Annotated in this window: 9 protein-coding genes; 4 read left to right on the top strand and 5 right to left on the bottom strand. The window is 70.9% G+C overall.

Going from position 1 to position 10,755, the window contains the following annotated elements; translation table 11 throughout:
- Positions 1-527: 527 nt before the first annotated feature.
- The 3 genes from rplM to glmM all read left to right on the top strand — a co-directional run bounded on the left by rplM (position 528) and on the right by glmM (position 3,066).
- Positions 528-971, top strand: coding sequence for a 50S ribosomal protein L13 (gene rplM, locus ACZ4LX_RS21345; RefSeq protein WP_266781688.1), 444 nt, complete (start codon positions 528-530; stop codon positions 969-971).
- A 45-nt stretch (positions 972-1,016) separates the two neighbouring features.
- A complete protein-coding gene (rpsI, locus tag ACZ4LX_RS21340; RefSeq protein ID WP_467646922.1) occupies positions 1,017-1,544 on the top strand; it encodes a 30S ribosomal protein S9 in 528 nt (175 codons plus the stop codon).
- A 163-nt stretch (positions 1,545-1,707) separates the two neighbouring features.
- The gene (gene glmM / locus ACZ4LX_RS21335; protein ID WP_467646919.1) at positions 1,708-3,066 is read left to right on the top strand and encodes a phosphoglucosamine mutase; all 1,359 of its coding nucleotides are present in this window, start codon (positions 1,708-1,710) and stop codon (positions 3,064-3,066) included.
- A gap of 61 nt (positions 3,067-3,127) precedes the next feature.
- On the opposite strand, the gene ACZ4LX_RS21330 is transcribed toward glmM, so the two are convergent.
- A complete protein-coding gene (locus ACZ4LX_RS21330; RefSeq protein ID WP_467646916.1) occupies positions 3,128-4,090 on the bottom strand; it encodes a DUF389 domain-containing protein in 963 nt (320 codons plus the stop codon).
- A gap of 17 nt (positions 4,091-4,107) precedes the next feature.
- Entirely contained in the window at positions 4,108-5,103 is a 996-nt protein-coding gene (gene coaA / locus ACZ4LX_RS21325) for a type I pantothenate kinase (RefSeq protein ID WP_359078380.1), read from the bottom strand.
- 223 nt (positions 5,104-5,326) lie between these two features.
- Here coaA and ACZ4LX_RS21320 point away from each other — a divergent pair, with 223 nt between their 5' ends.
- Positions 5,327-7,378, top strand: a complete 2,052-nt coding sequence (locus tag ACZ4LX_RS21320; protein WP_467646912.1) for a DUF7507 domain-containing protein — start codon at positions 5,327-5,329, stop codon at positions 7,376-7,378.
- 120 nt (positions 7,379-7,498) lie between these two features.
- Here the strand turns inward: ACZ4LX_RS21320 and argG are convergent, their stop codons facing one another.
- The 3 genes from argG to ACZ4LX_RS21305 all read right to left on the bottom strand — a co-directional run bounded on the left by argG (position 7,499) and on the right by ACZ4LX_RS21305 (position 10,720).
- Positions 7,499-8,944, bottom strand: coding sequence for an argininosuccinate synthase (gene argG, locus ACZ4LX_RS21315; protein WP_467646910.1), 1,446 nt, complete (start codon positions 8,942-8,944; stop codon positions 7,499-7,501).
- Between the two features lie 63 nt (positions 8,945-9,007).
- Positions 9,008-9,970 carry a helix-turn-helix domain-containing protein gene (locus ACZ4LX_RS21310; protein WP_467646908.1) on the bottom strand — a complete coding sequence of 321 codons (963 nt, stop codon included), beginning with the start codon at positions 9,968-9,970 and terminating at the stop codon, positions 9,008-9,010.
- A gap of 246 nt (positions 9,971-10,216) precedes the next feature.
- Positions 10,217-10,720 (bottom strand): ATP-binding protein, encoded by a 504-nt coding sequence (locus ACZ4LX_RS21305; RefSeq protein WP_467646905.1) that lies wholly within the window; start codon positions 10,718-10,720, stop codon positions 10,217-10,219.
- Positions 10,721-10,755 lie beyond the last annotated feature (35 nt).

The following is a 10,755-nucleotide window of genomic DNA, read 5'->3' as shown; positions in this document are numbered from 1 at the left end:
GGACGACGCCGGCCTGCGACTGGTCGCAGACGCACGACGGGCGGGGCCGGGGCCGTGCAGGGGAGTCCCCGCAGAACGACGAACAGATACCCGGGTCCACCGCGTACCCGCCGCACGTTCGTCGTTTGAGGAGACGCCCCGGAGGGGCACCGGACCCCCACCCACCGGGGCAGACGCGCACCCCGCAGGGGACCCGCACCCCACGGGGCGACCCGCACACATCGAGCCCGTCCGGCGATTGAGGACGGAACCCCGCGCCCCGGTCCGGGGCGAGGCCGAAGACCCCCGCTGCCGCCCGCCCAAGGGCCCCGTTTTGACCCGTCCGGGGCGGGCCGGGTACTGTCGGGGATTGTTATACGTATTGGCTTCGTCGTTCTCACGCGAAGGGCCTTACGTAGGTTCTCTGGAGCAGTCACCAGTGGCGCGCATACGGGCATCGTTCCCGGCATTGTGAGCCCCAGCTGCATGATCGCTTCAGAGGTGCCATGTGTCTGGACCCCATCCACTGAAGAAGCGAAGGCTAAGACGTGCGTACGTACAGCCCCAAGCCCGGCGATGTCACTCGCCAGTGGCACATCATTGACGCCGAGGACATCGTCCTGGGACGTCTGGCCACCACGGCTGCGAACCTCCTCCGAGGCAAGCACAAGGCGATCTACGCCCCCCACATGGACATGGGCGACTTCGTCATCATCATCAACGCCGACAAGGTTCACCTGTCCGGCAACAAGAAGACCCAGAAGATGGCGTACCGCCACTCCGGCTTCCCGGGCGGTCTCCGCTCCGTTCGTTACGACGAGCTGCTCGCGAAGAACCCCGAGAAGGCCGTCGAGAAGGCCATCAAGGGCATGATCCCCAAGAACACCCTGGGCCGTCAGATGATCTCGAAGCTGAAGGTCTACGCGGGCGACCAGCACCCGCACGCTGCGCAGCAGCCGGTCCCGTACGAGATCACCCAGGTCGCGCAGTAGTTCCGGCCTCCCCCCAAAGACGTAAAGAAAGATCTGAGGAGAATCGTGGCCGAGACCACTGTTGAGACCCCCATCGAGGGCACCGACGGCGAGGAGACCTTCGCCGAGGTGACCACCTTCGAGTCCGAGGTCCCCGTCGAGGGTGAGTACACCTCCGAGTCGCTCGCCGGCCGCTTCGGCGACCCGCAGCCCGCCGCCGGCCTCGGCCGTCGCAAGAACGCCATTGCCCGCGTCCGGATCGTTCCGGGCACCGGCAAGTGGAAGATCAACGGTCGCACCCTTGAGGACTACTTCCCCAACAAGGTGCACCAGCAGGAAGTCAACGAGCCCTTCAAGGTGCTTGAGCTCGACGGCCGTTACGACGTCATCGCCCGCATCTCGGGTGGCGGCGTCTCGGGTCAGGCCGGCGCCCTGCGCCTCGGTGTGGCCCGCGCGCTGAACGAGGCGGACGTGGACAACAACCGCGCCACGCTGAAGAAGGCCGGCTTCCTCTCCCGCGACGACCGTGCGGTCGAGCGCAAGAAGGCCGGTCTCAAGAAGGCCCGTAAGGCCCCGCAGTACAGCAAGCGCTAAACCGCCTGCTCATCCGCGTTACACGTTCGCCCCGGCGGCACACTCGTGCTGCCGGGGCGTTCGTTTATTGGCGGTCACGGGCATATAACGGCATAAGGCATTCATAGGCTTGTTGCTTACTTAGTCTGATTTTTGCGTTTCGGAGCACCTTCGGAGGACACCAGTGGGACGACTCTTCGGCACCGACGGCGTGCGTGGTGTCGCCAATGCGGACCTGACGGCAGAGCTCGCGCTCGGTCTGTCGGTCGCGGCGGCGCACGTGCTGGCCGAGGCGGGCACCTTCGAGGGCCATCGGCCGACGGCCGTGGTGGGCCGGGACCCCCGCGCCTCCGGAGAGTTCCTGGAGGCCGCCGTGGTGGCCGGCCTCGCCAGCGCCGGCGTCGACGTCCTGCGCGTCGGTGTGCTGCCGACCCCGGCCGTGGCCTACCTCACCGGCGCCCTGGGCGCCGACATCGGCGTCATGCTCTCGGCCAGCCACAACGCCATGCCGGACAACGGTGTCAAGTTCTTCGCCCGGGGCGGGCACAAGCTCGCCGACGAGCTGGAGGACCGCATCGAGACGGTCTACGAGCAGCACCGCACCGGCGCGCCCTGGGCCCGTCCCACCGGTGCCGGCGTGGGCCGGATCAGCGACTACGTCGAGGGCTTCGACCGTTACGTCGCGCACCTCATCGGAGTCCTCCCCAACCGGCTCGACGGCCTGAAGGTCGTCCTGGACGAGGCGCACGGCGCCGCCGCGCACGTCTCGCCCGAGGCCTTCGCACGGGCCGGGGCCGAGGTCGTCACGATCGGTGCCGAGCCGGACGGCCTGAACATCAACGAGGGGTGCGGCTCCACGCACCTGTCGCTGCTCCGCGCCGCTGTCGTCGAGCACGGCGCCGACCTCGGCATCGCGCACGACGGCGACGCCGACCGCTGCCTGGCCGTGGACGCGGCCGGCAAGGAGATCGACGGCGACCAGATCCTGGCGGTGCTGGCCCTCGCCATGCGCGAGGCCGGGCAGCTGCGCAAGGACACCGTCGTCGGCACCGTGATGTCGAACCTCGGCTTCAAGATCGCCATGGAGCGCGAGGGCATCCAGCTCGTCCAGACGGCCGTCGGCGACCGCTACGTCCTGGAGTCGATGAAGGCCGAGGGCTTCGCCCTGGGCGGCGAGCAGTCCGGGCACGTCATCGTGCTGGACCACGCCACGACCGGCGACGGCACGCTGACCGGCCTGATGCTGGCGGCCCGGGTGGCCGCCACCGGCCGTTCGCTCGCCGAGCTGGCCGGTGTGATGGAGCGCCTGCCGCAGGTCCTCGTCAATGTGCCGGACGTCGACAAGTCCCGGGTGAGCACCTCCCCGGAGCTGGCCTCGGCCGTCGCCGAGGCCGAGCGCGAGCTCGGCGCCACCGGCCGTGTGCTGCTGCGCCAGTCGGGCACGGAGCCGCTGGTACGGGTCATGGTCGAGGCGGCCGACATCGAGCAGGCACGCGCGGTGGCCGGCCGGCTGGCCGATGTGGTGAAGTCCGCGCTGGGCTGAGGTCTGTCCGGCCGGTCATGGGTGGGTGCGCGCGGTGACGCGCACCCACCCTCCGCCCGCCCTACGTGTCCCGCACGGACGGTTTCGGGTGCTTCCGCTCATGACGGAGGGCCACCGTCCACAGGCCCTTCTGCACCAGCAGCGTCACCGTGCCCGCGAGCACGATCCCGCCGAGGTTGGCCAGCAGCTGCTGGATGGAACCGGTCATCTGTCCGTAGTCGCGGTAGCTGAAGGCCACCGCCGCGTTCGCCGCGGCCGGTACGGTCGTCACCGAGATCGCGACGCCGATGAGCGCGCCGGACCGCGCCGAGGTCAGCGAGAGCGTCCCGGCGACGCCCGCGAGCAGGGCCACCACGAAGGACATCCAGTCCGGCTGCCAGACGAACGCCGTATTGGGGCGGTCCGCCTCGATCATGTTCTCGTTGAACAGGCCGAGGGCGTCCATCAGCCAGGCGAAGCCGGCCGTCAGCACCATGGCCGCGGCGAATCCGCCGATCAGTGCCCACAGCGACCGCCACACCAGCCGCGGGGCTCGCTGCACCAGGGCCGTGGAGATCCCGGCCAGCGGCCCGAACTCGGGGCCCACCGCCATCGCGCCCACGATCAGGATCGCGTTGTCGAGCATCACACCGCAGGCGGCGAGCATCGTGGCGACCGAGAGGAACGCCACGTAGGTGATGCTGAACGTCGACTCCTCGTGGGTGACGTCCGTCAGCTCCTCCCACAGCACCGCGTCCGCGCCCTCGCCCGGCGCCTCCTCCTCGGCCCGCGTGGCGCGGGTGGAGAGTGTCAGGGCCATGTTCTCGACGGTGATCGCCCCGTAGTCGGCGACCCCGAGCCGCCGCAGCGCCCCGATCAGCTCGTCGCCCGCCTCGCGGGCCACGTCGCACAGCACCACGTCACCGACCGGATCGCGCGCGACTCCCGGCAGCACCGCGAGATGGGCGGTGCCGACGGCCCCCTCCAGCAGCTCCGTCACCTCCCCCGTCCGGTCGGCCGGGACCATCAGACGGAGATGCAGCACGGCGCACCCTTTCGGAGTCAGAGCTTGCGCAGGGACAGTCGCTGGACCTTGTGGTCGGGGCCCTTGCGCAGCACCAGCGTGGCACGGCCCCGGGTCGGCGCCACATTCTCCACCAGGTTGGGCTTGTTGATGGTCCGCCACATCGTCGCGGCGTAGTCCATCGCCTCCGCCTCGGAGACCTGTGTGTACTTGCGGAAGTACGAGGACGGGTCCTGGAACGCCGTGGCGCGCAGCTTGCGGAAGCGGTTGAGGTACCAGGTCTCGATGTCCTCGGGCCGCGCGTCCACGTACACACTGAAGTCGAAGTAGTCCGCGAGCCCGACCCTGGTGCGGCCGTCCTTGCCGGGCAGCGCGGGCTGGAGCACGTTCAGCCCCTCGACGATGAGGATGTCCGGGCGGCGTACGGTGAGCCGCTCGTCCGGCACGATGTCGTAGATCAGATGCGAGTAGACGGGCGCCGTCACCTCGTCCTTGCCCGCCTTGATGTCGGCGACGAAGCGGGTCAGGGCGCGCCGGTCGTACGACTCCGGGAAACCCTTGCGCGACATGAGCCCGCGCGCGTGGAGCTCCTTCATCGGCAGCAGGAACCCGTCCGTGGTCACCAGCTCCACCCGGGGGTGCTCGGGCCAGCGGGCCAGCAGCGCCTGGAGGATACGGGCGCTGGTGGACTTGCCGACCGCCACGCTCCCCGCGACCCCTATGACGAACGGGGTCCCGCGCTGCGCCCCGTGTCCGTTGCCCGCGTCGCCGAGGAAGGTGTTCAGCGCGCCGCGCAGTCCGGAGGTGGCCTGGACGTACAGATTGAGCAGGCGCGAGAGCGGCAGGTAGACGTCCCGCACCTCGTCGAGGTCGATGACGTCCCCGAGTCCGCGCAGCCGCTCCACCTCGTCGGCGGTCAGCGGCAGCGGCGTCTTGTCGCGCAGTGCGCTCCACTCCGCCCGGGAGAGATCGACGTACGGCGTCGCGGCGGGCTCGGCGCGTCGGTTCGTGCTCCGTGTCGGCGAGGTGATCACGGGTTCATTGTTGCGGGAGTTCGACGGGAGTTCGAATGGAGTGGGGGGTGGGCTCGGTCACGTGGGAGAGCGCAGGCCCGTGACCACTCGGGTCCGCGCCCCCTTGCGCCATTTCGGCCCCGGACGAGGGGCGGGCGGCGTGGTGCGCGATCCGGCACAAACATATTCTTACTGTCACTTTATGTTAAGAAATGATTCCAAGGTGTCCCGTCGGAGCCGTGCGATGCCGGCGACCGGAGCCATGGCCCTGACCGCGGCGGTCGTGGCGGCCCTTCTGCTTCCCGGGGCGGTGTGGGTCGCCGGTGATCACGCCGCCGCTACGACTCCCGGCCTGGTGGACGAGACGTTCACCGGCGTGAGCGCGGACAGCGACTTCACGGCGGTGGGGCCGGCCTGTCTGACCGGCGCCGCGCCCGCCGCACCGCCGCCGGGCGACGCCGCACACCCGCTGGGCGGCTGCGAGGATCCGGGGGTGGGGCCCGTACCGCCCCGGAGTGCCGCGCCCCACGGCTATCTCCAGCTGACCGACGCGGGCCGCGACCGCTCGGCCGCCGTGATCCACAACAAGGCCCTGCCCGCGAACGAGGGCCTTGAGGTCTCCTTCGACCAGTGGCAGTACGGCGGATCGCCCGCCGCGAGCCCGGCGGACGGCATTTCGTTCTTCCTGGTGGACGGCGCCGCCGACCTCTCGGCGCCGGGCGCGTTCGGCGGGAGCCTGGGATACGCGCAGAAGCTGCCGGACGACGACCCGGGCCGGGATTTCCTGCCGGGCGTCGCCCACGGCTACCTCGGCGTGGGCCTGGACGTCCTGGGCAACTACTTCGGCGACTGGGAGCACCGCGGCAACGACTGCGCGCGGCGTTCCCCCGCGGGTACGGAGTTCAGGGTGCCGGCGCCCGGGGCCAACATGGTCGCGGTGCGCGGCCCCGGCAACGGCACCGAGGGCTACTGCTTCCTGGCCGCCACCACGGACAATCCGACGACCGACAGCCCTTGGCCGTCCACCCTGCCCGGCACGCTGCACGGGCCGACGACTGCGGCGGACCTCCCGGCGGGCACGACGCCCGAGCAGGCCGAGCAGATCCTGGAGCGGTCCCGGCGCACGGTGACGGTCCGGCTGAGCCCGGCTCCCGACCCGGTGCTGACGGTTCTGGTCGACTTCCACGACGGCAACGGCGCCCAGCAGGTCCTGGAGACGGCCGCGCCGCAGCCGGTCCCGGCCACGTACAAGTTCGGCTTCGGCGCCTCGACCGGCGGCTTCACCGACGTGCACCTGCTGCGCACGCTCTCCGCCCGTTCGCTGAAGCCGCTGCCCCGGCTCAACCTGGTGAAGCAGGTCAGCATCGCCGATCCGCTGCCGGACGAGATCGTGGCGGGGACGAAGGTGCCGTACGAGTTCGTCGTGACGAATTCGGGGGAGACCGCCCTCACCGATGTGACGGTCGACGATCCGACCGTCGGGCCCGTGGACTGCCCGTCCACCACGCTGGCCGTCGGCGCCACGATGACCTGTAGGGCGACGTACACCGTCACCGCGGCCGACGTGGTCCGCGGCTATGTGGCGAACACGGCGAAGGCGTCCGGGAAGAGCGGTGACGACCCCGTGGAGTCCCCGCCGTCCGGTGTCGAACTGCCGCTGGGCGGCAAGAGCGGGGTGGGGCTGGCCCTCATCAAGGAGGTGGACGACTCGGAGCCGTACGGCGCCGGGGACACGGTGGAGTACCAGTACGTCGTCACCAACGTCACCGACACCCCCGTCGAGGACCTGGTGATCCACGACGACCGGCTGACGGACGTCACCTGTGCCTCGACCACGCTGACCGCGCGGGGGACGCCGGGCGACAGCACCACCTGCTCGGGCACCTACCGGGTCCTCGCGGACGACGCGGAGGCGGGGAGCGTGCTGAACACGGCGGTGGCGTCGGGCAACGGCGGCACGGTGACGTCCCCGCCGGCCGAGGCGACCATCCAGGTCACCGCGCCGACGGTCGCCCCGACGCCGCCCACCTCCCCGCCGCCCACTCCCACCCCCACTCCTACGCACACCCACACCCACAGCCCCGAGCCCACCCACAGCCCCACCCGCACGCACCGGCCGACGCATCCGCCCACCTGGCCCGAGCCGACGTCCAGCGAGGGCGGCCACCCCGGCGGCCAGATGCCGGACACGGGTGCACCCGGCCTGTTGCCCCTCGGGATCGCCGCGGTGGCGATGGCCGCGGGCGGCACGCTGTTCCTGACGCGGCGACGGCCGGGGAAGGGGCGCGCGCACTGAGGTGAGGGCGGCCGGCCCGGCAGTCGGCCGCCCGACGCGCGAAGGCCGGCCGGGCCCTGTCTCAGGGTCCCGGCCGGCCTTCGCGCGTGCGGTGCGGTGCCGTGTGCGGTGCGGCGGTGACTAGTCCGTGCCGGACTCCATCGCGGCGCGGTCCAGCATCTCGTCGGTCTCGGAGACCTCGCCGCGGGACGCGATGGCCTCGGCGCCGCCCTCGGGCAGGGTGCCGATCAGACCGGTCGCGGCGGCCTGGGCCGCACCGATGGCCGGGTGGCCGGTGCCGATCAGGCCGAGGCCCGCGTACTGCTCCAGCTTGGCGCGGGAGTCGGCGATGTCGAGGTTGCGCATGGTGAGCTGGCCGATCCGGTCGACCGGGCCGAACGCGGAGTCCTCGGTGCGCTCCATGGACAGCTTGTCCGGGTGGTAGCTGAACGCCGGGCCCGTGGTGTCGAGGATCGAGTAGTCCTCGCCGCGCCGCAGCCGCAGCGTCACCTCGCCGGTGACGGCCGTGCCGACCCAGCGCTGGATCGACTCGCGCACCATCAGCGCCTGCGGGTCCAGCCAGCGGCCCTCGTACATCAGACGGCCGAGGCGCCGGCCCTCGTTGTGGTACTGGGCGAGGGTGTCCTCGTTGTGGATCGCGTTGACCAGGCGTTCGTACGCGGCGTGCAGCAGGGCCATGCCGGGGGCCTCGTAGATGCCTCGGCTCTTGGCCTCGATGATCCGGTTCTCGATCTGGTCCGACATGCCCATGCCGTGGCGGCCACCGATGGTGTTCGCCTTCATCACCAGGTCGACGGCGGATTCGAACTTCTCGCCGTTGATCGTCACCGGGCGGCCCTGGTCGAAGCCGATCGTGACGTCCTCGGTCCCGATCTCGACCGAGGGGTCCCAGAACTTGACGCCCATGATCGGGTCGACGGTCTCCACACCGGTGTTCAGGTGCTCCAGGGTCTTCGCCTCGTGGGTGGCGCCCCAGATGTTGGCGTCGGTGGAGTACGCCTTCTCCGTGCTGTCGCGGTACGGCAGGTCATGGGCGACCAGCCACTCCGACATCTCCTTGCGGCCGCCGAGCTCGGTCACGAAGTCCGCGTCGAGCCAGGGCTTGTAGATCCGCAGGTGCGGGTTGGCGAGGAGACCGTAGCGGTAGAACCGCTCGATGTCGTTGCCCTTGTACGTGGAGCCGTCGCCCCAGATCTGTACGTTGTCCTCAAGCATCGCCCGCACCAGGAGCGTGCCGGTGACGGCGCGGCCGAGCGGCGTGGTGTTGAAGTACGCCCGCCCGCCCGAGCGGATGTGGAACGCCCCGCAGGTGAGCGCGGCCAGCCCCTCCTCGACGAGCGCCGCACGGCAGTCGACCAGACGCGCGAGCTCGGCGCCGTAGGCCTTGGCGCGGCCGGGCACGGAGGCGATGTCGGGCTCGTCGTACTGGCCGATGTCGGCGGTGTAGGTGCACGGGACAGCGCCCTTGTCGCGCATCCACGCGACCGCGACCGAGGTGTCGAGGCCGCCCGAGAAGGCGATGCCGACGCGCTCGCCGGAGGGCAGGGAGGTGAGGACCTTAGACATAGGAAGATTATGCATCACATCGCATGGTCATGCAACATGGGGTGAAGTCCGAGGTGGGACGGCCTACACCGTCGCGGCGGCCGTCGCGGCGGTCGTTGCGGCGGTCGTTGCGGCGAGGTCCCGCAGGCACTCGGCGCAGTTCCCGGGTGCGGGTGCCCGGAAGGCGCGATCGCACCCGTCGCAGTTCTGTAGCGGGTCGTAGAACGGGGCTCGTCCGGCGGGCTGGGCCGGTGGCGGGAGCAGTTTGGTCAGCCGGTGCCCGAGAAGCTTGACCGGGTACTTCAGCGGATGGGGCAGGTCCGTGGTGAGTGCTCGCCGGATGGTCGCCGGGGTCGCCCCGCGTTCGAGCCAGGCGACGACGGCGGGGGTGAGCGTCCGGACGTCGTCCTCGGAGAGGCCGAACGCGGTCGCCCGGCTGTTCAGGTCCAGCAGGAGTGCGGCGGCGGTCCGGTGCAGCTCTGGGCTCGGCGTCTCCGGCCGGGGGAGGGGCGGAGTCGGAGCCGGCTTCGGCTGGGCTGTGGGGGCTGTGGGGGCTGTGGAGGTTGCTGGAGTCGCGGGGGTCGCGGGAGTCGCGGGGGTCGGTGAGGGGCCGGGCTTCGGCGGGGGCCCAGGTGTCGGCGGGTTGGCGGCGACGCGGGCGGAGGAGGCGGCGGCGGGGGCCGGTTGCGTCGACTGTGCTTCCGCGCGCGGCCGGTTGAAGGACGTGGTGCGGGTGACGACGCGACCACTCGGCAGGCGCTCGCGGGTGCGCTTGAGGTAGCCGTGCTCCTCCAGGTCCCGCAGCGCTCCGGCGATGCGGGCCTCGCTCTCCGGGAAGCGCTCGACCAGGCACTTGATGCCGACCTTCGCCCCTGGGGGGAGCGACTGGATGTGGGTGGCGAGGCCGATCGCGATGAGGCTGAGCTCGCCGTGCTGGGCGAGGTGGTTGCCGATGACCGTGAAGTGGCTGCTGTGGCGCACCTTCACGTGGACGACGCCGCCGCCGGACGTGGCGCGGGAGGGGGAGATAACCTGCTGGGTATCCATCGGGAAGGTCTGTTTCCTTGGTGGTCAGGCCCTCGCTCGGGATGTCAGTCCCGGCGGGGGCCGTCTCAATTCTGAAGTTTGGTTTCGCGAGCATATGCCAGGCAACCGGGGCGAAATCCAGCCCAGTTGGCGAACCTCACCCGTGCGAGTGACGGGCGCTCACGGACGCGTGAGCGCGTGCGCGGGGGCCTGCTGAGGTCCACCCGGGTCGGGTCGGGTTGGGTTGATTTCTTCTTCCCGAAGGACTTAAAAGCCTTTGACGTCGTGGGGCGCCGCGTCGCGGTCCACCGCGTCGTACTCCATCGCGTCGCGGCCCACCGGGTCGTGGTTTCCGGACCCGGTGAGTGCGATCTCCGCCCAGACGGTCTTGCGGGGGAACGGCCCGGGTTCGACGCCCCAGCGGGTGGCCAGTGCCGCGACGAGCAGCAGCCCCCGCCCGTACTCGGCGGTTTCGGTCGACGCCCGGACGCGCGGCAGCCGATCGTCGCGTGCGTCCGCGACCTCGATACGCAGCGTGTCCCCGTCGACCGCCAGCAGGACGCGGAAGTCCCGCCCGGGTACGTAGCCGTGCAACGCCGCGTTGGCCGCGAGCTCGGCGACGACATGGCTCGCGTCCTCCAGTGGCAGCCCCCAGGCGCGGAGCTGCTCGGTGGCCAGCAGCCGGGCGAGCCGGGCGCCCCGACGGGTCGCGGAGAGCTGGACGGCGAACTGGCCGGTGCGGGCACGCGGTTGGGTGATTTCTCGGTTCACGTCACTCAGCGTGGCCGTCGGTGGCTACGCTGAAC

The organism is Streptomyces sp. NPDC026062 (assembly GCF_055568375.1).
The sequence above is the reverse complement of the archived record's forward strand: the minus strand, read 5'-3'. Positions and strand labels throughout refer to the sequence as shown.

Coding starts and splice junctions, on each gene's coding strand:
- ACZ4LX_RS21320 (WP_467646912.1), top strand. CDS start 5,327: ATGCCGGCGACCGGAGCCATGGCCCTGACCGCGGCGGTCGTGGCGGCC.
- argG (WP_467646910.1), bottom strand. CDS start 8,944: ATGTCTAAGGTCCTCACCTCCCTGCCCTCCGGCGAGCGCGTCGGCATC.
- ACZ4LX_RS21310 (WP_467646908.1), bottom strand. CDS start 9,970: ATGGATACCCAGCAGGTTATCTCCCCCTCCCGCGCCACGTCCGGCGGC.